The 25868-nt window shown below is 49.6% G+C and carries 29 protein-coding genes; 7 read left to right on the forward strand and 22 right to left on the reverse strand.

Annotated elements, in window-relative coordinates; genetic code table 11:
• Nucleotides 1–57: 57 nt before the first annotated feature.
• The 4 genes from recA (at nt 58) to BM318_RS05385 (ending at nt 3736) form a co-directional block, all read left to right on the forward strand.
• Complete coding sequence (gene recA, locus BM318_RS05370; RefSeq protein ID WP_092981261.1) at nt 58–1065, forward strand: recombinase RecA; 1008 nt, start codon at nt 58–60, stop codon at nt 1063–1065.
• A gap of 73 nt (nt 1066–1138) precedes the next feature.
• On the forward strand, nt 1139–1579 hold the full coding sequence (locus BM318_RS05375; protein WP_092981262.1) for a hypothetical protein: 441 nt from the start codon (nt 1139–1141) through the stop codon (nt 1577–1579).
• Nucleotides 1580–1621: 42 nt separating this feature from the next.
• Nucleotides 1622–2155 carry an RNA polymerase sigma factor gene (locus tag BM318_RS05380; protein WP_092981264.1) on the forward strand — a complete coding sequence of 178 codons (534 nt, stop codon included), beginning with the start codon at nt 1622–1624 and terminating at the stop codon, nt 2153–2155.
• Between the two features lie 9 nt (nt 2156–2164).
• The gene (locus BM318_RS05385) at nt 2165–3736 is read left to right on the forward strand and encodes an outer membrane beta-barrel protein (RefSeq protein WP_092981266.1); all 1572 of its coding nucleotides are present in this window, start codon (nt 2165–2167) and stop codon (nt 3734–3736) included.
• Between the two features lie 45 nt (nt 3737–3781).
• Here BM318_RS05385 and BM318_RS05390 read toward each other — a convergent pair whose 3' ends face one another.
• Nucleotides 3782–4522 carry a lysophospholipid acyltransferase family protein gene (locus BM318_RS05390; protein ID WP_092981268.1) on the reverse strand — a complete coding sequence of 247 codons (741 nt, stop codon included), beginning with the start codon at nt 4520–4522 and terminating at the stop codon, nt 3782–3784.
• A gap of 62 nt (nt 4523–4584) precedes the next feature.
• Between BM318_RS05390 and trpS the strand changes: the two genes are divergently transcribed.
• Nucleotides 4585–5562: a tryptophan--tRNA ligase gene (gene trpS, locus BM318_RS05395; protein WP_092981270.1), complete on the forward strand. Its 978-nt coding sequence runs from the start codon at nt 4585–4587 to the stop codon at nt 5560–5562.
• A 187-nt stretch (nt 5563–5749) separates the two neighbouring features.
• Here trpS and dprA read toward each other — a convergent pair whose 3' ends face one another.
• The gene (gene dprA, locus BM318_RS05400; RefSeq protein WP_143099924.1) at nt 5750–6712 is read right to left on the reverse strand and encodes a DNA-processing protein DprA; all 963 of its coding nucleotides are present in this window, start codon (nt 6710–6712) and stop codon (nt 5750–5752) included.
• Nucleotides 6713–6980: 268 nt separating this feature from the next.
• Here dprA and BM318_RS05405 point away from each other — a divergent pair, with 268 nt between their 5' ends.
• Nucleotides 6981–7946, forward strand: coding sequence for an HU domain-containing protein (locus BM318_RS05405; RefSeq protein WP_092981274.1), 966 nt, complete (start codon nt 6981–6983; stop codon nt 7944–7946).
• Between the two features lie 29 nt (nt 7947–7975).
• A complete protein-coding gene (locus tag BM318_RS05410; protein WP_092981276.1) occupies nt 7976–8488 on the forward strand; it encodes an acyl-CoA thioesterase in 513 nt (170 codons plus the stop codon).
• 27 nt (nt 8489–8515) lie between these two features.
• Here the strand turns inward: BM318_RS05410 and BM318_RS05415 are convergent, their stop codons facing one another.
• The 20 genes from BM318_RS05415 to porW all read right to left on the reverse strand — a co-directional run bounded on the left by BM318_RS05415 (nt 8516) and on the right by porW (nt 25773).
• A complete protein-coding gene (locus BM318_RS05415) occupies nt 8516–9352 on the reverse strand; it encodes an aldo/keto reductase (protein ID WP_092981277.1) in 837 nt (278 codons plus the stop codon).
• 9 nt (nt 9353–9361) lie between these two features.
• A complete protein-coding gene (locus BM318_RS05420) occupies nt 9362–10600 on the reverse strand; it encodes a murein hydrolase activator EnvC family protein (protein WP_092981279.1) in 1239 nt (412 codons plus the stop codon).
• Nucleotides 10597–11370, reverse strand: a complete 774-nt coding sequence (locus BM318_RS05425) for a lipoprotein insertase outer membrane protein LolB1 (RefSeq protein ID WP_092981281.1) — start codon at nt 11368–11370, stop codon at nt 10597–10599. Before BM318_RS05425 ends, BM318_RS05420 begins: the two co-directional genes overlap by 4 nt.
• The gene (locus tag BM318_RS05430; protein ID WP_092981284.1) at nt 11367–12305 is read right to left on the reverse strand and encodes a tetratricopeptide repeat protein; all 939 of its coding nucleotides are present in this window, start codon (nt 12303–12305) and stop codon (nt 11367–11369) included. The genes BM318_RS05425 and BM318_RS05430 overlap by 4 nt, the downstream gene beginning before the upstream one ends.
• Before the next feature lie 27 nt (nt 12306–12332).
• Nucleotides 12333–12767, reverse strand: a complete 435-nt coding sequence (gene dut, locus BM318_RS05435) for a dUTP diphosphatase (RefSeq protein WP_092981286.1) — start codon at nt 12765–12767, stop codon at nt 12333–12335.
• Entirely contained in the window at nt 12764–14224 is a 1461-nt protein-coding gene (locus BM318_RS05440; protein WP_092981288.1) for a lipopolysaccharide biosynthesis protein, read from the reverse strand. The genes dut and BM318_RS05440 overlap by 4 nt, the downstream gene beginning before the upstream one ends.
• Nucleotides 14225–14334: 110 nt before the next feature.
• Nucleotides 14335–14856, reverse strand: a complete 522-nt coding sequence (locus BM318_RS05445; protein WP_092981290.1) for a hypothetical protein — start codon at nt 14854–14856, stop codon at nt 14335–14337.
• 114 nt (nt 14857–14970) lie between these two features.
• Nucleotides 14971–15555 carry a hypothetical protein gene (locus BM318_RS05450; RefSeq protein WP_092981292.1) on the reverse strand — a complete coding sequence of 195 codons (585 nt, stop codon included), beginning with the start codon at nt 15553–15555 and terminating at the stop codon, nt 14971–14973.
• The gene (locus tag BM318_RS05455) at nt 15542–16054 is read right to left on the reverse strand and encodes an RNA polymerase sigma factor (protein ID WP_092981319.1); all 513 of its coding nucleotides are present in this window, start codon (nt 16052–16054) and stop codon (nt 15542–15544) included. The genes BM318_RS05450 and BM318_RS05455 overlap by 14 nt, the downstream gene beginning before the upstream one ends.
• A 3-nt stretch (nt 16055–16057) precedes the next feature.
• A complete protein-coding gene (locus tag BM318_RS05460; protein WP_092981321.1) occupies nt 16058–16891 on the reverse strand; it encodes an alpha/beta fold hydrolase in 834 nt (277 codons plus the stop codon).
• A 147-nt stretch (nt 16892–17038) separates the two neighbouring features.
• Nucleotides 17039–17899, reverse strand: a complete 861-nt coding sequence (gene atpG / locus BM318_RS05465) for an ATP synthase F1 subunit gamma (RefSeq protein ID WP_092981323.1) — start codon at nt 17897–17899, stop codon at nt 17039–17041.
• A gap of 49 nt (nt 17900–17948) precedes the next feature.
• Entirely contained in the window at nt 17949–19529 is a 1581-nt protein-coding gene (gene atpA / locus BM318_RS05470) for a F0F1 ATP synthase subunit alpha (protein WP_092981325.1), read from the reverse strand.
• A gap of 2 nt (nt 19530–19531) precedes the next feature.
• Nucleotides 19532–20068 (reverse strand): ATP synthase F1 subunit delta, encoded by a 537-nt coding sequence (atpH, locus tag BM318_RS05475; RefSeq protein WP_092981327.1) that lies wholly within the window; start codon nt 20066–20068, stop codon nt 19532–19534.
• 3 nt (nt 20069–20071) lie between these two features.
• Complete coding sequence (locus tag BM318_RS05480; RefSeq protein ID WP_092981329.1) at nt 20072–20572, reverse strand: F0F1 ATP synthase subunit B; 501 nt, start codon at nt 20570–20572, stop codon at nt 20072–20074.
• Nucleotides 20573–20650: 78 nt separating this feature from the next.
• The gene (gene atpE / locus BM318_RS05485) at nt 20651–20842 is read right to left on the reverse strand and encodes an ATP synthase F0 subunit C (protein WP_092981331.1); all 192 of its coding nucleotides are present in this window, start codon (nt 20840–20842) and stop codon (nt 20651–20653) included.
• 44 nt (nt 20843–20886) lie between these two features.
• Nucleotides 20887–22023 carry a F0F1 ATP synthase subunit A gene (gene atpB, locus BM318_RS05490; RefSeq protein WP_092981333.1) on the reverse strand — a complete coding sequence of 379 codons (1137 nt, stop codon included), beginning with the start codon at nt 22021–22023 and terminating at the stop codon, nt 20887–20889.
• Between the two features lie 90 nt (nt 22024–22113).
• Nucleotides 22114–22533, reverse strand: coding sequence for a DUF6168 family protein (locus BM318_RS05495; RefSeq protein ID WP_092981335.1), 420 nt, complete (start codon nt 22531–22533; stop codon nt 22114–22116).
• Nucleotides 22534–22797 carry an AtpZ/AtpI family protein gene (locus BM318_RS14525; RefSeq protein WP_092981337.1) on the reverse strand — a complete coding sequence of 88 codons (264 nt, stop codon included), beginning with the start codon at nt 22795–22797 and terminating at the stop codon, nt 22534–22536. It abuts the gene before it with no gap.
• The gene (locus tag BM318_RS05505; protein WP_245759747.1) at nt 22772–23215 is read right to left on the reverse strand and encodes a bactofilin family protein; all 444 of its coding nucleotides are present in this window, start codon (nt 23213–23215) and stop codon (nt 22772–22774) included. The genes BM318_RS14525 and BM318_RS05505 overlap by 26 nt, the downstream gene beginning before the upstream one ends.
• Before the next feature lie 5 nt (nt 23216–23220).
• Complete coding sequence (porW, locus tag BM318_RS05510; RefSeq protein ID WP_245759748.1) at nt 23221–25773, reverse strand: type IX secretion system periplasmic lipoprotein PorW/SprE; 2553 nt, start codon at nt 25771–25773, stop codon at nt 23221–23223.
• Between the last annotated feature and the right edge of the window lie 95 nt (nt 25774–25868).

Here is a 25868-nt window from a genome sequence, read left to right on the forward strand (position 1 = left end):
ATTCCAGTAAAAGAAATGGTAATTTAGCCTTCCTTTAAAATTTAAGCCCGAGTACCTATGAGCAGTGAAAAAGACGCCAAGTTAAAAGCCCTGAAATTAACCCTGGATAAGCTGGACAAAACCTACGGTAAGGGAGCCGTAATGAAGATGGGCGATGATGTTGTCCAGGATGTGGAAGTAATTCCTTCCGGATCTCTTGGCTTAGACATTGCCCTGGGTGTTGGCGGTTATCCCAGAGGTCGGGTCATTGAAATTTACGGCCCGGAATCCTCAGGGAAAACTACCCTGACCCTTCATGCTATTGCGGAGGCACAGAAGGCAGGAGGAATTGCTGCCTTTATCGATGCAGAACACGCCTTTGACCGTTTCTATGCGAAAAAACTCGGGGTGGATATTGATAACCTCATCATCTCCCAACCCGATCACGGGGAACAAGCTCTCGAAATTGCCGATAACCTCATTCGCTCCGGAGCCATCGATATCGTAATTATCGACTCCGTTGCCGCCCTGACACCCAAAAGCGAAATTGAGGGAGAAATGGGAGATTCCAAAGTTGGGTTACATGCCCGGCTAATGTCCCAGGCCTTGCGAAAGCTTACCGGTTCGATCAGCAAGACGCATTGTACCGTGATTTTCATTAACCAGCTCCGGGAAAAAATTGGGGTGATGTTTGGGAATCCGGAAACCACCACAGGGGGAAATGCCCTGAAATTCTATTCCTCCGTACGCCTGGATATCCGGCGTTCCACCCAGATTAAAGATTCCGATGGCGCTGTTTTGGGGAACAAAACCCGGGTTAAGGTCGTTAAGAACAAAGTAGCCCCACCTTTCCGAACCACAGAATTCGACATAATGTACGGCGAAGGGATTTCCGTATCGGGCGAAGTGCTGGATCTTGGGGTGAATTACGAGATAATCAAAAAGAGCGGTTCCTGGTTCAGTTATGGAGACACCAAACTGGGACAGGGCCGGGATGCGGTAAAAGCCCTGTTGGCGGACAATCCAGAGCTGATGGAGGAATTACAGGACAAAATCAAAGAAGCCATCGCTGCAGTAAAGGAATAACACTGCAAATTCCGCCTTTCTTCAAGCAACCCTGAGGGTTCTTGCGCATCTAAGTTATTGGAACGATTTAACCATGATGTATACCAAGCGCTTTCTAAAAGGGTTTTTACTAGCTGCAGTAGTGCTGCTGTATTCCGGCTGTTCCCTTGAGGATGATGAACTGTCTTATCGGTTTGTTACCCTTGGAATCGTCGAGGCGAGGTTACCTGAATTCTTTGAACTTAACCATACATACGAAATCAGTGTTACCTACCTGCAAACCAACGGATGCATTTCATTCGAAGGATTCAATGTGGATACTGAAGCCACTACCACGAGACGCGTCGTTGCCGTAGGTACTGAGGCCTTAAACCAGGCATGTACCCAGGCGATAGTGCCCATGGAGGCAAGTTTTCAGTTTGTTTGCGTTTACTCCGACACCTACGTTTTTAGATTTTACGCCGGAGAAAACGAAGCAGGTGAGGCCGAATTTCTGGAATACGAAGTGCCGGTTAACCAATCGCCAACGAACTAAAGGCCCTGGGAACACCTGCTGCTCCATAAACCGACCACGTACTTGACTCAGGAAGAACTCATACGAAAGTGCATAAAGGGCAATCGCAGTGCCCAGCAGGAGCTGTACTCCCGTTACAGCGGGGTATTGTTCGGGATCTGTATGAAGTATTCCCGAAATCGCACGGAAGCCGAAGACAACCTGCACGACAGCTTTCTGATCATTTTTGACAAAATCCATCAATATCGTTCCCGCGGATCCTTTGAAGGATGGCTCAAACGCATTACCGTAAATACGGTATTACAGAAGTATCGCAAATCGGAACCGCTGACTTTGATAGAGGAAAGGTTGGAGGATGAAACCGGGGAAGAGGAAGATTTAAAGACAGATATCCCCCTGGCTACTTTACTGAAGTATATCCAGGAACTCCCCAATCGTTACCGCCTGACCTTTAATATGTATGTGCTGGATGGGTTTACCCACCGGGAAATCAGTGAGAAACTCGGCACGTCCGAAGGAACCTCAAAATCGAATTTAGCCCGTGCCCGCAACATACTTAAAGAACGCATACTCAACGCCAAAATAAACATTGCTTAATTCCGACACATGAAGAAGAAATATACAGATGATATTTTCAGGGATAAGCTGAAAGATTACCAGGAAAATCCGGACCCCGCCGTATGGGATCGGATTGAGCATTCCCTGAACCGACGAAAACGCCGCGGAGTGATCCCAATTTGGTGGACCCTCGGAGGTGTTGCCGCCCTGCTAGCGCTTGGGATATTCCTCTTCGGCCCTGAAGGGGTCGATACCATGCCTTCAGGAGTAAGTGACTCCCCTAGTGTAGTAAAGGATTCGGAAAACCAGGAGGCTTCCGAAGCGACCACCGGGGAACAAACCAGTACTCAGGAACAATTGAATTCCCGGGAACAAACCCAGGAGGAAGGCGTGGCCCGTAGTGGAAGAGGCGATACCCCGAACCAGGAAGAGGCTGATGCCGGTGAACGGGTAGCGAATAATCCAGTAACACGCGAGGCCCAACGAGATCGGACCACAGGGACTGAAGTACAGCAAGAGGGAACTGCCCAACCAGAAAGGCAAGCCGTAGCAGCGGTTGAAAACCGTTCTGGTGAGGATAATCAGGAATCCCGCCTGGAAAAAATAGTCTCCGGAGAAAATTCTCAGGAATCCGCTGTGGCCGTTACCGAGGCAGTAGTTGCTGACCCGCAAGGGGAAGTATCAATAATGCCTGACCCGCAAGAGTCGAATCGGAGCGGGGAGCAAACTAACACCACAGTATTGCCCAATCGAAATACCACGGACACTGGAGTTGCAGTAGCTGAGGAAAAAGACCCTGAAGAAGGCAAAATTTCAATCCTGGATGCCGCTGCAGAGCAGGAGGCGCTTTCCCGTAATGAGGATGAATTCCAAAACGCGGAAGAAAAATCAAAGTCCTGGACCGTTGGACCGGCCGTCGCACCTGTTTTTTACAGCAACTTTGGCAATGGTTCCCCCCTGGATCAGGATTTTGTGCCAAACAGCAAATCGGGTACCCTGAACATGAGCTTTGGAGTAGCCGTAGCCTATGCCGTGACCGGAAAGCTCAGTGTGCGTTCCGGGGTACACCGGGTAGATTTTGGATACAATACGAACCAGGTGAGTTTTTCCCCTTCATTAAACGCAGGCCCATCCAGCCTGATAAGAACGATCAGTTATTCAGAAAGCTCACGCAACGTGGTAGTGCATAGTAATGTGAGCGGAGCCGGGGCCCAGGCCGTAGAAAACGCCCTGGATGTCTCCGCCCAAAGCCCACAGCGAAACGGAAGTATGCTCCAGGAATTTGGATACCTCGAAATTCCATTGGAAATGCAATATGCCCTGGTAGAAGGTAAATTTGGGGTGAACCTGATTGGGGGTATGAGTTCCCTGTTCCTGGTCAATAACAGTGTTAGCCTGGATTCTTCGGGATCACGGACCGAAATCGGAGAGGCTAACAACATTAACCCGGTTAACTTCAGTAGCAACCTGGGGCTCGGTTTGTATTATAACCTCAACCCTTCGATGCAGTTGAACCTGCAACCGATGTTCAAGTACCATATGAATGCTTTTTCCCAGACTGCAGGGGATTTTCAGCCCTATACCCTTGGGGTTTACAGTGGGTTGAGCTTCCGGTTCTAGGCTAAACTCCCGATTTTAGGTTAAGCTTGCGGTTCTAGGAGTTGCTTACTGTTTGGCCGACAGGCTGTCATGGAGTAATTGCCAGGCCTTTTCCTTGAGCTTAGACGCCTCAGTATCCTGCATTCCGGCTGTCGGGATAAAAGGATGCACCCTTACCCGCAAGGGACCAGGGGCTCCCCCATTCCAACGAAAGGGAAATCGTTTCTTACAATCATAAAAGCTCATGGGAACAATGGGGATCTGATGGGCAATGGCCATTTTAAAGGCCCCGTCTTTGAACCGATCCAGCACCAGGGATTCCTCCGGCACCCCCCCTTCCGGGAAAATGCAAATATTCAAACCCCCGGCCAGGCGCTTTTTTACCCTGCGATATACTGCCGAACGGCTTCTCGGGTCTTCCCGGTCTACCATGATGCAAACCCGTTTGTAGAAAAACCCGAAAATGGGAATTTTTACCAGTTCTTTTTTGCCGACAAACACGAAAGGATGCCGGCTGGCCCGGAGCATTAGCATGATGTCGAGCATGCTGGTATGGTTGGCAATAAGCATGTAGCTTTTTCCTCTTTCCATACGCTCGTCCCTTTTAATATGGGGGATACATCCCATACCAATCAGTATAAAAAGTGCCCAGATATTCCGCGCCAACCAAAAGAATTGCGCATAGGTGCGCTCACTGAGGGTAAATAGTAAAAGCAAAGGGCCAAAAACAAGGATGGGCAGGGTCACCAATATATAGAACCAGATACGCCATAAGAATCGGCCCAGGGAGATCAACGCTTTCGCCATGAAACGAAAATAGCAATTTAGAATGCGCTACCTTTGTCTCCACCTTTAAAAAGGGAATAAACATGCCACGAATTCTTACAGGGGTCCAAAGCACGGGGACCCCGCATTTGGGGAACATACTCGGAGCCATAGAACCGGCAATTGCCATGGCTGGTGAGCCCAAAAACGAGTCTTTTCTTTTTATTGCAGACCTGCACTCATTAACGCAGATTAAGGACGGTTCTGTACTGCGGGAGAACACCTATGCCACTGCAGCCGCCTGGATGGCTTTTGGCCTGGATACGGATAAAACGGTATTCTACCGCCAGAGTGACGTGCCCCAGGTTACGGAGCTCTCCTGGTACTTAAGCTGTTTCTTTCCCTATCAACGCCTGACGCTGGCCCATTCCTTTAAGGATAAGGCAGACCGCTTGGAAGATGTGAATGCGGGTCTTTTTACCTACCCCATGCTTATGGCCGCAGACATCTTGCTTTACGATGCGCATTATGTACCCGTGGGTAAGGACCAGTTGCAGCATTTGGAAATGACCCGGGATGTGGCCTCCCGGTTCCATGCACAATTGGGGGAAACCTTTGTTTTACCGGAGGCTAAAGTCCAGGAGCAGACCATGTATGTTCCCGGAACAGATGGTCAAAAGATGAGTAAAAGCAAGGGCAACCTGATCAATATCTTTCAGCCCGATAAAGCCCTGCGCAAGCAAATTATGGGCATTCAAACCGATTCAACGCCACTGGAAGATCCGAAGGATCCCGAATCCGATACCGTTTTTGCCCTGTATCGATTACTGGCTTCAGAAGAAGCGGTAAATGAAATGCGGGAGAATTATCTGAAAGGGGGATATGGGTATGGGCATGCCAAGCAGGCCCTGTATCAATGTATCCTGGAACGATTTGCGGAACCCCGGGAGCGATTCGAAACCCTGATGAGCAACCGTCAAACCCTCGACGAAGCACTATTTCAGGGGGCCGAAAAGGCGTCCAAAGTGGCCGAAGAAGTCCTGAATCGGGTACGAAACAGGCTGGGATACTCCAATCGATGAAATGCACATAACCGACCCGGCGGTCGGAATACGAACCTTTTATCGGAGAATTTAAGCCCTCTTCCCTCGCTTTTCGGAACTTTTTCCTCGTTAAGCTACCTGAAAGGTGTACTTTGAGCACTTGTGATTGACCATTACCGACTATCCGGTCGGTTTAACACCTGCCATACATCCGGTGGACCCCGGCTCAGAAACCAGCTTTCCGGACCCAGGAATAGCTTTTTCCCGGAAATCCTTGTATCAAACCTTCCATTTCCATTAAAAAAAGCTCCTGATTGAGCAAGGCGGGGGGAATTTTAGTGGCGATCAAGAGCGCATCGATCTGGCACTTTTGCCGGTCTCGCAGGAAGGTGGCGATTGCGACCCGGGAACGCGACCAACCGGCCGGAAAGCTCGCCTCACTATTTGGAATGGATTCGGTTAATGGAGCTTTTTCCTGAAGCGATGACTTCCAATTTAAGGCTACTGCCAGTTCTCCGGCGCTTCTCAAGAGTTGTGCGCGCTGCTGGGAGATCAATCGATTGCATCCGGCGCTCATTGGATCGCTCAATCGCCCCGGAACGGCAAATACCTCCCGGTGATACCCCAGGGCGTAGTCTGCAGTGACCAGGCTCCCACCCTGATCCCCCGTTTCAATGACCACTGTGGCCTGCGCCATCCCAGCGATTAAGCGATTCCTGCGGAGAAAATACTCCGGCCTGGGCCGAATTCCAGGAGGAAATTCCGAAATAAGCCCCCCCTGATTCATTATAGCCAGGGCATCGGCCTGGTGCGCACTGGGGTAAATGCAGTCCAATCCGTGTGCCAGGCAGGCTATAGTCTGCAACCCACTTTTAAGGGCTGCCCGTTGGCCGCAAATATCCACCCCATAGGCCAGGCCACTAATGATAATGGGATTATGCCGTTGAAGCTCCTGAATAAACTCCCTGCAGAAATCCCGTCCATAAGGAGTCATACTACGGGTTCCAACTACGGCCAGGCCCGGGCTGGCATTGGCCTGAATCTTTCCCTTGCAATACAACACAAGGGGCGCATCCGGGCATTGGTTCAGATAGTCCGGGTACTCTTGGTGCTCATAGGAAATCACAGTTATCCCAAGCTTGAGGGCCCGGTTGTAGTACCTTTCGGCCTGTTTGAGGTACTGATCCATGGCCAGGGATTCTTGTAGCCGCTCTGAAAGCCTGGGGAGCTCCTGAGGCCATTCACCGGAAAAAATCGCGGCTGGTCTGTCAAAATATTGGAGGAATTTTCGGCTGCTTACGGGGCCTATACCCGGGATTAAACTTAGCCTGATTAGCGCAATAATTTGTTTATCAAGCACTTAATTTCATTTTGAAGCGTTGGATGTAAAGAATCTGTTAATAATTGAGCCCCGTGCGGTTTGCAAATAGCCTTAAAATTTTCCCATATTTGTGTTGATGAACGCCGCGCAACACATAGAAGCTCTATTGTACCGCTACCAATGCGTGGTGGTGCCTTCTTTTGGTGCGTTCCTCACACAAATTAAACCGGCCTTCCTGCAAGCCGATAGCAATACCTTCTTTCCACCCTCGAAAACGGTATCCTTCAACAGCCAACTCCAGACCAATGACGGACTCCTGGTCTCTCATATCGCCAGGGAAGAGGGCAAGACCTACGAGGAAGTTCTCGCAGAGCTGGAGCAACTGGCCAGCCTTTGGTCCCGGACCCTGAGAAGGGAAGGGACTTTGCGCATGTTCCCATTGGGAATATTCCGCAGAAACGGGGAAGGGAAATTGCTGTTTGAGCCCGAGGAGAAAAATAACTTCCTAACGGCTTCTTTCGGACTCAGTCCCGTTCGGGCGAATCCGGTTATCCGCGAGGTCCTGAAGGAAGAGGTTGCTGAGGTGGAGCAACGCATCCCATTTACCTTTACACCAGAGCGCCGCAAGATTGTGGGGCTTCATCCTGTGTTTAAATATGCCGCTATCGCTTTGCTGGCCCTAACCGCAGGGGTGTCGGCCTATACGTTTAACCAGGACTTTAAAGTAAATGACGCCCAGGTGCGCGCCGAGGCCCAGAAAGAGGTAACCCGCCAAATTCAGGAAGCTACTTTCTTTTCCAATAATCCCCTGGAACTTCCCACTTTAACGCTGGAGGTTGTTCAGGAGGAAGCACCGGCACCTGAAATTTTCGAAGCAAGGCACCACATTATTGCCGGCGCATTCCGCGTTCGGGCGAATGCCGAAAAGAAAATCCGCCAATTAAAACGCCGTGGTTTTGACGCCCGTTATATTGGTGAGAATGCTTACGGGCTTCACCAGGTGGCTTATGGTTCTTACGTCGAGGCCGAAGAAGCCCTCGAGAAGCTTAAGGAAATAAAGCAGCAAGTATCCCAGGACGCCTGGTTGCTCTCGCAACGATAGTAAGGCGTATCTTTGCCCAAATTTTCAGTATGAAAGCGAAAACTCCGAGCGATTCCCGTACGGTAATGACCGATTTGGTATTGCCCAGCGAAACCAACCCACTGAATAACCTTTTCGGGGGAGAACTATTGGCCCGAATGGACCGCGCAGCCAGTATTGCTGCCCGACGCCATAGTCGTCGCATTACGGTAACGGCTTCAGTGAACCATGTCGCTTTCAATCGTTCAGTTCCACTGGGAAGCGTAGTCACCATAGAAGCTGCCATTTCCCGCACCTTTCGAACTTCCATGGAGGTTTTTATCGACGTTTGGATGGAAGATCGCTTCAGTGGGGAGCGCACCAAAGCAAATGAAGCCATTTATACCTTTGTTGCCGTAGACGACGCCGGTGTTCCTACCGAAGTTCCCCCATTGGTTCCAGAAACCCAACTGGAAAAAGAGCGTTTCGAAGCTGCCCTGAGAAGAAAGCAGCTCAGCCTGGTCCTAGCAGGCAAAATGAAGCCTCACGATGCCACAGAACTCAAGGCATTATTCATGGACTAACCCATTCGGGGTAGTTCCTTCAAGTGTTTAGAAGTCGAAATTATCCGGATCCGGTCCAAACCGCTGATCCCGGTCCATAGCATCGAGTTGGGCTACATCTTCCGGGGAAATTTCGAAATCAAAAATGTCGCTGTTCGCTACAATCCGATGCTGTTTGGTGGATTTTGGAATGGTAATCACTCCTTTTTGCAGATCCCATCGCAGTAATACCTGGGCGATGTTTTTCCCGTATTTGTCTGCTAGTGCCTTCAATTCAGGCAAGTCAAATGCCTTCCCTTGCATGAGGGGGGACCAGGCTTCATATTGAATGTGATGCTGCTGGCAAAATTCCCGGAGATCGGTGCGTATGAGATACGGGTGGAATTCCATCTGATTTACCATGGGAACTACCTCAGCGCCGTCCATTACGTCTTTGAGATGCTGGATCATGAAGTTGCTCACGCCAATTGCCCGGACTTTCCCATCGCGATAAAGCTGTTCCAGGGCCTTCCAGGTTTCCTTGTATTTCCCGGCTACGGGCCAGTGAATAAGGTACAAGTCCAGATAATCTAACTGAAGTCGGTCCATGCTAGCTTGAAATGCATCCAGGGTACTTTGAAATCCCTGGTCGGCATTCCAGACTTTAGTGGTGATGAAGACCTCATCGCGGGGGACATTGCTTTCAGAAAGGGCCTTGCCTACTCCCGCTTCGTTCCGGTAAATACTGGCGGTATCGATATGGCGATAGCCCGCCTCCAAAGCCCAATGCACGGCCTGTTCCACCTCTCCCCCGGTCTCGGCCAGATACACGCCCAGACCAAAATAGGGCATTTCGACCCCGTTGTTTAAGGTAAAAGACCCCTGTAAATCAGTTATTGTACTCATCGTTATATTTTATAGTTGAAATATCCATTCCTCTGGATTCAAGCGTGTTACGTCCCGGTATAGATAAAATTTCAGTTGTGTTAGTCCATTAGACCGATTGGTATGTATAGTGCCCAGCTCCTCTTTGGCCTTTACTTTATCGCCCTTCTTTACATAGAGTTCAGAAAGGTTGTAGTAGGTACTGATAAAATTCCCGTGCTTTATCTGTACCCCTTTATTGCCCCCGGGTACAGCGAGGATGGCTATGACCTCCCCTTCAAAAACAGCCCGGGCCCGGGCTCCCTGGTCTGTAGCAATAATAACCCCATTGCTCTGGTGCTTGATTCCGGGATAAACCGCATCTGCATAGATTCCAAAGCCCTGTTTTTTAATGCCTTTCTCTACAGGCCAGATCAATTTACCCTTAGCGGCCGAAAAATTACTGGCTACTATACTGGCTTCCGGGGTCAGGGCAAAACGGGCAGCACTATTCGAGCGGGAAGTACTGCTGCGGTTCGAAGCCGCAATGGCCGAACGGATCAGACGATCTATCTGACGGTCTATTTCACGGGCTTCCTTTTGTTTTTCTTCGATTCGGGCAGTATAAGCGCTTTCGTTCTGCCGGATCGATTTCAATAATTCCTTCTGCCGACCCACCTCAGCCATCATTTGATCCCTTGCCCTTCGATTCTGTGCAATCAGCAACTCTTTTTCTTTGCGCTGGCGGGTCAGTTCCTGGTTTAAGCGAGTTAGTGTATCGGTTTTCGCCTGAATTTCCATCCCCTGCTCCTTGCGGAACTGGGTGTATTGCTTCATGTACTCCAGCCGCTTGTAGGCCTGGCTCCAGCTTTCGGAGGAAAGCAGAAAGAGCATTCTGTTCTGCTTGGATCGATTCTGGTAGGATTTGCGAATCATGGCCGCATAATCGGCCTTCAAATGCTCGAGTTCCTCCCTGAGCGTGCTGATGTTGCGAATGTTCGCATTGATCCGGCGATTGAGCAGGTTGGATTGCTGATTGGTGATGCGGATGAGCTGTTGTTGTCGGCTAATCTTCTGGTCCAGGGCTTCCATCTGATCCAGGACGCTTCCCTTTTGCTTGCGTTCTGCAAACAACAAACGGTTCACCTCCCGGATCTCACGTTCGAGTTGTTGCTTTTTCGCCTCCAGCGCTTGCTGTTCTTTTTGCTGGGCATACAGGGAGTCGGTAGTGCCCAGGAATAGTAAGAACCCGGTCACCAAGAATACTATGACACCCTTTCCAGTGCTCATTCTGCAGAAATGTCGGTATATCCGTTAGGAATTCGGTAGGGGAACCGCAATTCCCGATTCAATTCTAACTGCCGGTAGTCTATGGCTATGGAGACCGTCCCCGATTCGGATACGGCATCTATGGCTACCGCTTGCGGCAATACCTCGGTAGCTACTTTCTGGTAGCTTTTGTACTGTACCTCCATGGCCCGTTTTTGCATGGGTTGGGCCAGCATTTGGGCGGCCAGTTTAAAGTTCTGGGGCTCGACCAGAAACATCATTTTCGAAAATACATCGGCGTTTCTGGGGGTTAAGCGGTAGGCCTCCGAAGTAAAATCGAGTTCATATTTCCCGTCCCCCAGATCAACAATCGCCTGGCCCAGCAAGAGGTTCTGAAGTTTTGGAAAATCTATTTCAGTACCCAAAAAGCCACTTAGGAATTCAAAGTCGCCATCGAAGTACTCGTTCTGCAATTTGTTGTAGTAGGAAACCCGGGTAGGGGTGATATAGACCTTGACCACTCCCAGGGGAGCACTCAGCCAGATAATCTCGTCCTTTTTCATCCGCAGGCTTACGGAGACACTTGAGGATTCCTTCCCATCGGAATAATCAATCCCCAACTTACCGCTGAGAAACTGGAAATCCGTAGCCCCGGTACTGTGGTTCCGGACCACCTGCTTGGCACTCAATGCCTGGTTTACCTCCGTTCCGCCAAGAATAGCTTTGGAGCGGCAACCCGCCAGAACCAGCAGGGAAGCAACTATCATAACGGCTTTATTAAACCTTTTCATTCGCCTTGAGGATTTAATTTTTTAGCGTAAAACGCGGCCTTCTCACTATTTCCCATCGCCGTGTATACCTGCACAAAGGTCTTATAAAATTCCTGAGCTATTCCATCGGAGCCCAGCAGGAGGATTTCTCCTTCTTTCAAGCGGTCAATTGCCCTGGAATACTGGCCCATACCGGCCAGCGACTGGCCCATCCCCAGATAAAAGTCGGGTTGCAAGGGATAGGATTCCACGGCCTCCATGGCTATCTCAAGGGCATCCTCCCAAAAACCTTCCCCAAGCTTTTTCGTGAGTTGAATGCGATAATTCGTTAGCTGATCTGCCGTATTGTTGTTGGCTGCATTTACACCATTATTAGGCTGGGCCGCTGCCGGGTTACTATTTCCAGCCGAAAGGGCCGTAAGCGTGCGCGCTTTCTCCTGTAACACTCGTATTTGGGTAGTTTGCGGCAAATCCTCCAAGTACTCGAGCGCTTTGGTTCCCTTTGCACGTTGCAAATACCATTTGCCGAGATTCAGTCGAATGTCGGGCATGTCCAGCGCAATAACCCCGTCCAGGGAGGCTTCGGTTTTATAAGATGCCGATAAGATCTCCATTAGTGAGTGCAGATACCAGTATTCCGATGGCGCCCTGTTGACCGCTGCAATGGCATAGGGTTCCGCGGCTGCGTACTGCTGCTGGTGGTATAAGGCCTTCCCTAATTCATGATCGACCACCGGATTGTCGGGCTGCATTTGTTTACACTCCAGTAAGAGCGCCTCCGCGCGATCATAATTTTCGATCCCGCGTTGTTTCAGGGCTTCAAAGAATTTTTCCTGGAACAGATCGGTGTACGATTCGAGGAAAAGTTCAGCACTGGGTTGCTCCTCCTGAGCTGGTAAATTACCTGCCAGAAGAAACAAAACGGCCGTGCACCAGGCTGTTATCTTCTTTTTCACGTGAAAATTCTTGCTTTCCTGTACTGCTTATTGCTTTCCTGTACTGCCAAAACCCCCGGCTCCCCGAGAGCTTTCCTCCAGAATCGCTACCGGTTCCCATTGCGCCTGTTCGTATCGGGCGATAACCATTTGTGCGATACGCTCCCCAGGAGCTATTTGTACTTCCTCCTGACTTAAGTTCACAAGAATCACACCAATTTCTCCCCGGTAATCGGCATCGATGGTCCCGGGGCTGTTGAGAACGGTGATCCCCTGCTTATATGCCAGACCACTACGGGGCCTGATCTGCGCCTCATATCCTCCGGGAAGCTCAATAAAAAGGCCGGTTTTGATAAGTTTTCGCTCCAGAGGTTTTAAGACAACGGGCGCCTCCAATACTGCTTTGAGATCCATCCCAGCAGAATCCGCGGTTTGGTATTCCGGAAGCGGAAATCCGGATTTATTGATGATCCTTACCTTCATTTAGATCGAATTAACTTGAGCAGGACTTCTTTTTCCATGCGATATACCAATCCCAAAAATAGTAAAAGTAGTCCCAGGCCTACTACCAAGTTTCTGTTAAATACGTAAAAGGAAAGGGCTGCAAACAAGACGGATAGCCCCAGATAGAAGCCTATTTTACGCAGGTTGTAGGGAATGGGATATAAGCGTTTGCCCAGGGCAAAGGACAACAGCATCATACTGCCATACGCGGCAAGAGTAGCCCAGGCCGAAGCAAAATAACCGTATTCGGGTATAAAAATCAGGTTTATCGCAATGGTAAGTGCGGCACCCACCAGGGATATCAGGGCTCCATACCGGGTTCGGTCGGTTACCTTATACCAAACCGACAAATTGTGATATACCCCGAGGAAAAAACTTGCCAAAAGCAGGATGGGAACCACCGACATCGCATCCCAATAGGCCTCGTCACGAACGAAGAGCACTTTGAGCACGTCGGCAAAGACTACTACGGCCAGGAAAATAACGCTGCCCAGGATTACGAAATAATTCGTGATCTGGGCGTAGGCACGTCTGGGATTCTCAGAATTTGCATGGCTGAAAAAGAAAGGTTCAATCCCCAGTCGGAATGCCGTAGCGAATAAGGTCATGAACATCGCCAGTTTGTAACAAGCTGCATACTTTCCCATTTCTGCCTTGGCGATATCGGAAGGAAGGAGTTCGCTCAGGAGGTATTTGTCAAAAACTTCGTTGATGGTGAAGGCAATGCCGGCAATCATGACCGGGAAACCATAGCGCAGCATCCGCCGGAGTAACGCCTGATCGAATACCCATTGCCGGCGGAGATAATTCCCGCTTAGAATAAGCAAGGTAATCCCACTGGCGATTACCATGGAAATCAGGATGTAATTGATCTCGTAATTAGGCTGATACAGGCTTCCCCAAAGCCCTTGTGGATCCTCGGCCGCCAACTTAGGTAGCGCCAGGAGGAAGAACAGGTTAAAGCCGATGTTAACACTGACGTTGGCCAGTTTAACCATCGCGTAGATCCCTGGTTTTTCCTCGGCCCGAAGCCGGGCAAATGGAATGATTACCAGGGCATCCAGGGCCAGGATCACAATGAAATATCCAAAATATAAAGGGTCAAAGTTCAGGAAATCACTCAGAGGGGCTCTTACCAAAAAGGCCAGTAAGGCGAAGAGCAGCGTGGATCCTGTCAGGGCCAATAATGAGGTTGTCAGCACCTTCTCCGAATCGTTTTCTTTATTGAAAAAGCGAAAGAATGCGGTTTCCATCCCATAGGCCAGGATGACATTAAAAATGGCAAACCAGACAAAAACCAGGGAGAGTTCGCCATAAGGTTCCGGTGGCATTACCGCCGTATACAGGGGAACAAGCAGGAAGGAAAGCATCCGCGGCAAGACAGTGGCGAGGCCATAGATAAATGTTTGCCGGAAAAGTTTCTGAAAAAGCTTCAACCGCAGCGCGTGTTAGATCTGCACCTAAATTAGGCATTTAGGGGTGTTTCGGCAAAGTTATACGAGCCGTCTTGATAGTATTCGAAGCGGGAAGCCTGCCGGGGTTTGTCTTATTGACGCGAAGGAGGAATTCGGCCGGGTTTTTCCTTAATACCGGAAATCCTGTAATAAAATCGTTCCCCGTCTGATTTTCTGTGATAGACAAGGATGGCTTCATCCGCTTTTAGTTCAAAAGGAATACTTACCTCGGAATCTAACGGCATTGGAGGCTGGTTTCCCACTTCTTTCCGGGAATCGGCATCCATGATCATATCCGGTTTTGCACGCGAAGGATTCTCCGCGGAAACAGTCAATCGCATCCCGGTTTCGGTATCCTGGATTGTGGGAATCAAGGCCTGACCCCTGAAATAGAGCGTGTCCAGGCCATAAGCTAATGGCTCATGGGGATTCCAGCGCATGCTTAGTTCCATACCGCTACCCCCTCTTTCGCGACCCGCAGTCCAGTATACCACCTGAGGTTCGGACACCGAAAATGGCGGGTCCTGGACCAGGGCGTTCTGGGAGGCACAGCTCGCAAGTCCTAAAATCATGGCCAGCAGGGCAAGGCTCTTATGATCAATTCCGAAATTCATGGTTCAAAGCTTTATTAAAGCTATCCAAAAGTGATGCCAAAAACAAAACCCGGGCAGCTTGCCCGGGTAATTCTAAATATTTTGGAAGGTATTCTACTGTCGGAAGGATGCACTTCAGTCCTTCAGGTGCTCTTCCCCCTGCTGCTCCTTTTCCATTGATCTGAGTAAGGACAGTTCTTCCCGGGCCTGTCGGATTATTATCCAGCTGAGCAATAGCAGGAAAACGATTCCGGAAATAATGATGTACAGGTAAAACCCGCGGGATACCTCATCTTTAAAAAAGGGAATCAATAAGATAAAACCATAGCAGTAAGCCAGCAAGGACAACGGTGTCAGCAGCAGGTGAACCCATCTGCGCTGGCTATAAAATCGCCTCAGGCGACCCCTATAGGCTATTGCGCTTTGGCCGGGGTTGATCTTCTTTAACTCAATTTTACCGAAGAGCTCGGCTGCTATACGAATCGCGAGGGCCCCGGTCATCAGGAGGACAGGTGTTGGAATCGGGCCGTTGAGCCGTACCCCGAAGTAGTAAAAGAAAATAGCAATCCCCACCAGGGTAGCCGTTAGGATGAGCAGGGTGCTGACGTAAGACCGTCGTAAATTACCCACCTTATCCTGTATGGATTTTACCCCCTCTTTTTTGGGGCCAGGTTGCTCCTGCTCTTGCCAGGAAGACTGTAAATCATCAAAATTTTTCATGTTGCATACGTTTTTGAAGGTCTGCTTTTATCCGGTGGAGCCTGGTTCTCACAGCTGTGTGTGAAACCCCGGAAATACTGGCGATTTCCTTTTGAGGCAGTCCTTCCAGTTCTAGCAATATTATTGTTCGGTTCATAGGGGTCAGCTCCTGAATCATGCGATACAACCACTGTAATTGGCGTTGCCGCAGCTGATCCGTTTCTGAAGAAGGCTCGCCTTCCGAGGCTGAATCCTTGAGAAATTCCGGCTCCAGGCGTACTTCGCGTTGTCGCCGGACTTTCCGCAGGTAGTTCAAGCAGGTATTCACAGCAATTCGATACATCCAAGTGGCGAGCTGGCTGTCTCCCCGAAACTTCGGAAGGTTTTCCCAGACCGCGATAAATACCTGTTGGGTCAGTTCATCGGCCACACTGTCGTCCCCGCCGGCATATCCCAGGCATATTCGGCGAATCCGAATGTATTCGGCCTGATAGAGCTCGTTGAATTCCGTGCGGTCCATGAATTAGTAGTTGAGGATGCTCTTGAGGTTTTGCTGAAAGGCTTCCGGTTGGTCGTACATGATAAAATGGGAGCTATCAGCTATAAAAGTAAGGCGATAGTCCTGTAGTTTGGCGTACTGCTGCTCGTAGTTTTGCCGCGCCGTGTCTTCCCCGAACGGCAGGGTGGCCGCCAGGATATCCACCGGAATAGATATCTGCTCCAGGGCTTCCCTTAAATCGAGTTTCAGATAATCCGTATACCCATATACATAAGTCTTCCGATCGGCTTCGATTATCCAATCTTTCAATTGGCCGTGAACCTCAGGGTTAGCGCTCATTCCACTCGCCATCTGGCCGGCCATAGCGGCAAACTGTTGCTCGTCCATTTGCAGGAGCTGGTTGTTCCAGGGGCTGTCGTAAGCGAGTTGATCGGGATCAAAATTAGGAATCATCAGGGCGCCTGCTGCAGGAAGCGCATCTACAATGATAAGCCTGGACAGCCCTACCCCATCAGCGGCCAACCAGAGGCCCAGGGTCCCGCCCAAACTATGCCCGATAACTACGGGATTCTCGAGCTCGTTAGCTGCTAAGTAGGTTTTGAGATCGTCCTTTATCTGGGGCAACCACGGAAACTCAATAGGAGGCTGCCCATCGAAGCCCGCCAGGGTTAGTACATGGCATTGGTATTTGGAAGAAAGTGCCTGGACCGTGGTATCCCATACGGAAGCGCCGCAGGTAAATCCCGGGATCAGGACAATGGGAGGACCGCTACCGGTAACTTCAGCTTTAAAGGAGCTGGATTGGGCATTCAGCCCTGCAATCAGGAAACAAGTAAGAAGGGTCAATCGAATTTTCATGGTTTATGATTTTTAATTCCCCCTTTTGAAACCACAGCTTGGAAAATGTTACATCCCGAAATTATTTAAGGCATAAAAAAACCCGGAGCCTGTGCTCCGGGTTTTCAAATTTATGTCGATTCCCTGTTTCAGGGATTTCGGATTTTACTATCCGTTCAAAGCTTCTGCTCCTCCCACGATCTCGAGGATCTCGTTGGTGATCGCTGCCTGACGCGCTTTGTTGTAGGTCAGGGTAAGCTGTTCTTTCAGCTCTCCTGCATTATCCGTGGCTTTGTGCATTGCAGTCATTCGCGCCCCGTGCTCACTGGCAAAGGAGTCCCGAACGGCTTTATACAACTGGGTGCGCAGGGATTTTGGGATCAACTGCTCTACGATTTCGGCCTCGGAAGGTTCGAAAATATAATCGGCAGGCGTCTGATCGGCATCGGCTGCTGGCTCAATAGGGAGGAATTGTTCCGTCATTACGATTTGCGTGGCGGCATTCTTGAACTTGTTATAAACCAGTTCAATTCTGTCGTAATTCCCACTGGCAAAATGCTCCATGAGTTCCTCGGCAATTGCGGCTACCGCTTCAAATGTCAAGTCGTCAAAAACGCTACTGTGGTCAGCAACGATGGTATGCCTTTTGGCCAGGATATCGTGGGCTTTCTTTCCAATAGTCAGGAATTCCACCTCACAATCTCCATACTTGCCCTGTACCAGCGCAACACTCTGCTTGATAATATTTGAGTTGAAGGCACCGCACAATCCCCTGTTAGAGGAAACAGGCACTACAAGCACACGGCGCACCTCGCGGTTTACGGCATACTGGCTGCTACTGTCTCCGTCGAGATTGGCGCTCAAACTCTGCAATAACTCCGTAAGCTTATCGGCATACGGCCGCATTGCGGTTATCGCATCCTGCGCTTTTTTAAGCTTTGCGGCGGAAACCATTTTCATGGCAGAAGTGATCTGCATGGTGGAGGACACCGAGGAGATTCTGCTGCGTATTTCCTTTAAGTTTGCCATATTGCTTTGCGCTTAATTATTACCGGTTAAACCTTTGTGCTTTGAGAACTTACGCCTGGTACTTGCTGGCGAGGTCCTTACAAACAGCGGTCAGGGTATCGGTTACTTCGTCGGTCAGTTTCCCGGCCTTGAGGGCATCGAGAACATCCCGGTGCTTAGCTCCAAGGAATTCCAGATAGTCGGCCTCAAATTCCTTCACCTTATCTACGGGTACGTCGCGAAGCAGGTTCTTGGAACCGGCATAAATAATCGCAACCTGATCTTCTACCGTAAAAGGATCTCCTTGTGCCTGCTTCAGAATCTCCACGTTACGACGTCCTTTTTCAATGACGTTCAGGGTAGCGGCATCCAGGTCAGATCCGAACTTGGCAAAGGCTTCGAGTTCACGGAACTGCGCCTGGTCGAGTTTCAGCGTACCGGCCACTTTCTTCATGGATTTAATCTGTGCAGATCCTCCAACACGGGATACCGAAATACCCACGTTAATCGCAGGGCGAACCCCCTGGTTAAAGAGGTCCTGCTCCAGGAAGATCTGACCATCGGTAATGGAAATTACGTTGGTCGGAATATAGGCAGATACGTCACCCGCCTGGGTTTCGATAATTGGAAGTGCGGTAAGTGATCCTCCTCCTTTAACCTTTTTCTTCAGAGTCTCCGGCAGGTCGTTCATTTCTGCGGCAATGCTATCGTCATTGATAACTTTTGCAGCACGCTCCAACAGACGGGAGTGAAGGTAGAATACGTCTCCAGGATAGGCCTCACGCCCCGGTGGACGACGCAGCAGCAGGGATACCTCACGGTATGCAACCGCCTGCTTGCTCAAATCATCATATACGATCAGTGCAGGACGTCCGGTGTCGCGGAAGTATTCCCCGATCGCCGCTCCGGCAAAGGGAGCGTACACCTGCATTGGGGCAGGGTCGGAAGCATTCGCAGCTACGATAGTAGTATACGCAAGGGCACCTTTGTCTTCCAAGGTCTTGGCGATAGCGGCAACGGTAGAGGCTTTCTGTCCTATTGCAACATAAATACAGTATACCGGTTCCCCGGCATCGTAGAACTCCTTCTGGTTAATAATGGTATCGATACAAACGGTAGTCTTACCTGTCTGACGGTCTCCAATAACCAGCTCACGCTGCCCACGACCGATCGGAATCATGGCGTCGACCGCTTTTACCCCGGTTTGTAGGGGCTCGTTTACTGGCTGACGATATATTACTCCAGGGGCCTTGCGCTCCAGAGGCATTTCGAAAGTTTCTCCGGCAATGGCACCTTTACCATCGATGGGGTTACCCAGGGTGTCTACAACACGACCTACGATTCCTTCACCGACATTGATCGAAGCAATGCGCTGGGTACGTTTTACGCTGGCACCTTCCACAACTTCTTTGGATGGTCCGAGCAGTACAACCCCAACGTTGTCTTCCTCCAGGTTCAGTACAATTCCTTCCAGGCCTCCGTCGAACTCTACGAGCTCGCCGTATTGTGCATTGGAAAGTCCGTAAACGCGGGCAATACCGTCACCAACCTGAAGTACGGTTCCTACTTCGTCCAGGGTAGCGGTTCCTTCAAATCCGGATAACTGCTTCTTTAAAATTGCTGAAACTTCAGCGGCCTTAATTCCTGCCATTTTTATCGCTTAATTAATTCTCTTTTCAGGTGGTCCAGTTTCCCGGCAACACTGGCGTTGTATTCCAGATCGCCTACCCGGAGTACAAAGCCTCCGATTAATTCAGGATCCACCTCGTTTTTAAGGCTCGTTTCCTTGCCTGTAATTTTCTTTAATTGACTGAGGATGCTCTTTTCCTGCGCCGCGCTCAGCGGAACTGCAGTCGTTACCAGAGCTACGTCCTGTCCCTGCATTTTCTCGTAGAGCAAAATGAACTGATGGGCAACGGTATCGAGCAAGCCGATCCGTTTGTTCTCCCCAAGGACGTCGAATAATTTTTGGGTCATGGGCTTTGCACCGGCAAAGACAGCTTTGAGCGCTTTGAGTTTTTCGGCAGTATTCACCACCGGATTCCCAAGGAGGTCCCGCAGGTCTTCACTCTCGGCAATCGCCTCGCGAACCTGGCGCATATCCTTCTCCAGGGCATCGGCCTGCTTGGATTCCACAGCCAGGTCCATAACGGCCTTGGCGTAGCGGTATGCAGCTAGTGTTTCGCTCATGATTTACTTGAGTTTGATGTTGCTTACCAAATCGTCGACCAGCTTTAATTGCTTGTTTTTATTGTCCAACTCGTTGCGGAGGACTTTTTCAGCAATCTCTACTGACAATTCAGCAACCTGATTCTTGATATCGGCAATTGCTGCTTTCTTCTCGCCTTCGATGCTCTGCTGAGCGGCAGCAACAATTTTGTCGCCTTCTGCCTGGGCCTGGGCTTTGGCATCTGCGATCATTTTATCTTTTATTTCGCGGGCTTCCTTGAGCATTGTCTCGCGCTCAGCACGAGCTTCGCGAAGCAGCTTCTCGCTGTCTGCAGTAACATTCTGCATCTCTTTTTTAGCGTCCTCCGCTGCGGCAAGGGCATTCTTAATTCCTTCCTCCCGCTCATTGACTGCATTCAATATTGGCTTCCAGGCAAATTTCCGAAGCAAAAGCAGCAGCAGAACAAAGAGTATGAGTTGCCAGAAGAATAGACCAGCCGAAAATTCGTTGATTAACTTTTCCATGTTTTACTATCTATTATGGATTCCGTTAAAACGGCAACCCCAACCAACCGTTGGGGCTGACGTCTTTTTCGTAGTGAATTACCCTGCGAAAATCGCAGCGAAACCAATACCTTCAATAAGCGCCGCTGCAATCAGCATCGCTGTTTGAATTTTCCCATAGGCTTCGGGCTGACGGGCAATCGCCTCCATGGCGCGTCCACCGATCATTCCGATACCGATACCAGCTCCAATTACAGCCAGACCTGCACCTATTACACTTGGAATTTCCATAAACTATATATTAAAAATTAAACAATCCTAATTCAAAAATCCGATTACGAATGGGCCAATTCGGCTTCATCGTGATCGTGGTCATGCTCGTGCTCTTCTGAGGCAAAGCCAAAGTAAAGCGCCGCCAGCATTGTAAATATGTACGCTTGTAACAAGGCCACCAGGACCTCGATCAGTGAAATGGCGAAACTAAGTCCAAATGACAAAGGTCCCCCTATCCAACTCTTAAATATGAATATCAATCCGATAAGGCTCATCAGTACCACGTGACCTGCAGTCATGTTTGCATAAAGACGAATCAGTAGGGCAAACGGCTTGATAAAGATCCCGAGGATTTCAATCGGGACCAGAATAATATAGATGATGGCTTTCCCATACCAGGGCATTCCATCTCCTAAGGGATCAAAAATGTGTTTCCAGTAATCCTTCGTTCCTGTAAAATTGGTCAGGAGGAAAACCAGGATAGCCAGGGCTGTGGTAACTGCAATATTTCCAGTTACGTTAACCCCCAGCGGGGTAAGTCCAAACATATTCAGGAACCAGATAAAGAAGAATACCGTAAGCAGGAATGGCATGTACCGCTTGTATTTCTTCTCGCCGATGTTTGCAATGGCGATATCGTCCCGGACATATAATACGATAGGCTCAAACAAGCGTCCCAGACCTTTAGGAATGGCGCCATGTTTTGCATAACTGCGGGCCAGGCTTCCGAACAACCACAGAAGCAGGAGTCCGGTAATAATCATCATAAAGACACTTTTGGTAATCGACAAATCCAAAGGCTTGGCATTTGTCGGATGGTGTGCCTCATCATAAGTAAGATCCCCGGCGGCATTCGTCTTGTAGATTTTCGCGTGGTGCAGTACGTAATAATTGCCGTCTACTTCGGCAACTGTCTCGCCGTGGTGGAATTTAGAAGAAGAAAACACTTTTAATCCGTCGTCCCAAAGAATAACCGGAAGCGGAAATCCAACGTGGACTTTCTCGCCAGCATCATTGGTGTAGGAATACAAGTTGAAGTCGTGAGAATCCTGAAGGTGGTGCTCAATATAGGCGTCTATCTCGGCCTTAATCCCTTCCTTGGTCTCCCCATTTGAAGGCTCGGCATCTTTAGCCGACAGTACAGAGGTAAAAATCAGGGCAAAAACGGCCAGAATTCTACTCAGAAAGATCATTCGCATAGTGCTCTTTTCTTGGGGTCGCTGAAAATCGCTGCAAATGTAAGCTATTCCTCTAAAAAGAAAAAAGCAATTGGGTTTTATTTTAGGGCTTTAGACCGCGTTTCCGGCCTCGTCATCTTTTTCAAGCCTACGAAGCATTTGGGCTGCAAAAACGGTCTCTAAAACAAGGCTAATGCCGTAAGGAACAAAAAAGGCTGCGAACTCGCTTCCGTCCAACTGACCGTCTGCCTTGTAGGGGGGATAGAAGTACAGGAAAAAGAACAAGAATTTTAGCAAACTTCCCGCGATAAACAGAAAGCCCAGGAGATTTTTAAACCGTTGGCGCAACAAATAGAGTACGGCTACTATGCCCAGGGCCAAAGCTGCCTGGATAAGATAAGACGGCACCAACAAATCTCCCAGCGAAGTAAGTCCGATCGATGATCGCCATGTGGTGTGTACCCAGAAAGCAATACCGAGCACCAAAATCAGGCTCAGGGTATATCTAAGGAGGAAAGGCAGGGATTTCATTTATGTATTGAATCGTCTCAACTGTTTGAGGACTACCCATAGCGAAATGCCAACCCCCAGTAAAACGCAGCAAGCAGTAAATAGGCGCTTTTCGGTTTGATAATGATTATCGAGCCACATACCACCTCGTGCAGCTAAATAGATAATTACGCCCATTTCGATTCCAATACCGGAGAGCACGGCTACATTGCGCAGTGTTTTCCCCGAAGATGTGGAATCTTTTTTCGGTTGGTCTGAATCAGGAAGCTTTGACTCGTCCGGCATCGGTGTTGCGTACCTGCTCAGATTTTATTCCCATGTTGGAAGGGGCAGCCGGAGCTCCTTTACCCTTCATGCTACAGGAGGCATTGAATGTCGCTCCTGGCTCTACGGCCAGCTTGCTCACCTGCACTGTTCCTTCAATAACGGCAGAGCTTTTCAGGGTAAGCAAATCGGAAACCAGTAATTCCCCATTAAAATTGCCCTCGATGTCTGCGTTTACACATTCTACTTTTCCATGGATGTAGCCATCCTTTCCGATGACGACTTTTCCCGAAGTTTTTACATTGCCGTCCAACTTCCCGTCGATGCGGAAGTCCGCCTCTGAAATAATGTCGCCCTTGATTTTCGTATTCTTCTCAATACGATTTGGTTGCCCGCCGATCTCGCTCATAGCTCTAGGTTTTTTGTTGTCTGAAAACATTCTCGTTATGGTTTTGGGGTTTGAACCTGCCGCAGATAATCCTGCAGGTTCTTGTGGATTTGCACCACTTTATAGTTGGAAGATAAAATTACAAAATTCTCATTATCAATCCGGTAATCTTTGTTCTTTTTTATAAGCTCTGCGAAGCCCAGAGCGAAGTCCTTGGAGCGGAAGCCATGGACTACCACAAACTGGTCTTCCAGGTTATAAATGTCCTTGGAAACAGCATTCTTATAGTTCAGGTCTTTAACGACTTCCTCGAGCCGTTCGCGTAGCTTCTGAGCAGTTTCGTCATCGGCGCGTTTAAAGGGGAAAACGACCTTCCAGTTTGCCGTTCCCGGAGCGCTGAGTGCCGGGGTGAGTTCCAGGGCTTCCATTTGTGGTATCTGATCGCTTACAATCTGTTGCGCCTCTTTCCCTTCGTCGGTATTCGGGTAATTCAAAGCGAGGTAATTCAGGGCCTCCTTGAATTCCTGCAATCCCTGAAGCCTGCCGATGGCATTGGCCTTGAGCAATTCCAACTTTGGCACAATAGGATCCCCGGTAAATTGGGTTATGCTCTCCTCGGATCCCGTAATCACTTGCAAGTACTGCTGGTCCCTGTAGGCCTTATACAGATCCGCATAGCGGCGGTCGGGACTGTTTTCGAGGGCGTCTAACTGAATATCGGGATTGGTGAGGATGGCTGCATATCGGGAGCCCGGATGATTTCTGATAATGTCTTCGCGCATGTCGGCGGCCAGCGGACTCTCCAGTTCCTCGTAGATTTTGAGCAAATTGTACTTCGAGGGCAGGATCAGGCGTTCCTGAGGATCTCGTTGCAGGACCAGTTCCAATTTCCCTCCGGCAAGGAATAACTCCTTGAATTTCTCTTTGTAAATGATCCCCAGTTGATAGTTGGCAAAATTGCGCTCCTGGCGCAGACTGTCTGCCACAAGCGGGTCTTCCGGGATCTGACTCACGTAATACTCCACCGAATAACGCTGCTCATCCTGCACTACCTCGCTGCCTGTGGCTGCCGCATCGGTACCTGCCACAGCTTCGTCGGGGATGGTTCGGGCTTTATTACTCCAACGCCAGTTGTCTTCCAGCTGCCGTTCCCCCCATTGGTTGCGGAAGGCGGTTTTACCATATCCCAGGCTGGTGATATTGTAGAAGTAGAATTTCCCCTTGTTTTGTTTGCCCCCGCTCGATTGGGCAAAGGCCTCAAAGCCGGCACTGGCGCGACGCTCCTTCTTTTCCGCCTCTGCGGCATCGAAAGCTTTTAAAGAATCTACATATTGCTCAAAATAAGCCGTTCGATTCTCCGGACTCATTTCATAAAGTCGGAGTACGCTGTCGGTATACTGGACGATTTCCTCATATTTGATCACGTCGTCCAGGTTCTCCCGTTTTTTGGTGATGGCCCGAAACTTACGGGTATTTTCATCGAGGTTCAGTAAGACGCTGTCGTAATAGGCTCCCGCATTGCGGTAACTGTTTTCGTCGAAATAATAATCGGCCAGGTCATTGTAGTTCAAGGCGTTGATAACCCGGTCTTGCTGGGTAGCCCGAAGGCTTTTATCGTAGGAAGCCAGAGAAAGGCTGTCTCGGTCGGTATCGGCATAAAACAGGGCGCGCTGCCGGTGGATCTTATCCAAAAACGGACGATTCTCCCGGTTTTCGACCAGTTCCTCCAGGTATTCTTCCACAAAATCCCGGTTCTCCGGGTTGATTTCAATATTATCGATCTTCTTTAAGTGGGCATTTACCAGATACACCCGGGGTATTCTCCGGTTCATCTCAATGATGCGGTCAAAGACGAGGTTGGCGCTATCCTTGTGGTCCAGGGAATTGTAGAGTTGGCCGATAATGAAGAGGTAACGGGCCTTTTCCTCTTTTTTCCGGGCATAAGCAGCTGCGGTTTTAAGCTCACGCAGGGCAGAATCCGGGGCATTCAGGTCCAGAAATGCCTGCCCCATTATGGCGCGGGCATCGGCGTAATCCTGATCCTCGACTTCTTCGAAATAGAAAAGTCGCCTCAAATTTTTGATGGCCAGTTCCGGATACCCCAGGCGGATATTGGTTTTCTCCCGCCAGATAGTTGCTTCATTGAGCTTATCGCTATCGGGGTATTTCCTCAGGATGTAGTTAAAGGCTTCAATTGCTGGGATGTAGCGCTCATCGAAATAACGCGCTTTGCCCAACAGGAGAAAGGCTTCATCGGTCTGCGGGTTGCGCTCCCGATCCTCGATTTCCATGCTGTGCTTCTGGATGGCCTTGGTGGCCTTTTCCTCTGCTTTTAAAAAGTTGGGGTTGTTGTCCTCGGAATCCAGCTTTACCTGGCCGCTGACCTGTAACCGCTCCACGGGTAGGATTTCCCAGTAGTTATCGCGATAATCCTGTCGGAGTTGTTCCCGCCCGGCTTCAAAGGCGAGCTCCCCGTTATAAAGGACATTATACTTGGTGGTAAGGGCATGCCAGTTGCGGTTTACGAAGGCATCTTTCTTCGTAGAACAACTCGCAAAAAATAATGCCCCGATAAGCAGGCAAGCCCCAATAGCCCTTAAATAATTCAAGATTCCCTCAAGTTCGTTTGATACCTTAACTTGAATTCCCGGGATTTAGTATGCTTTTTAACGGATAAATTCCGCAGGTACGGACGATTCCAGGG

Source organism: Robiginitalea myxolifaciens (assembly GCF_900115205.1).
Classification (GTDB): Bacteria; Bacteroidota; Bacteroidia; order Flavobacteriales; family Flavobacteriaceae; genus Robiginitalea; species Robiginitalea myxolifaciens.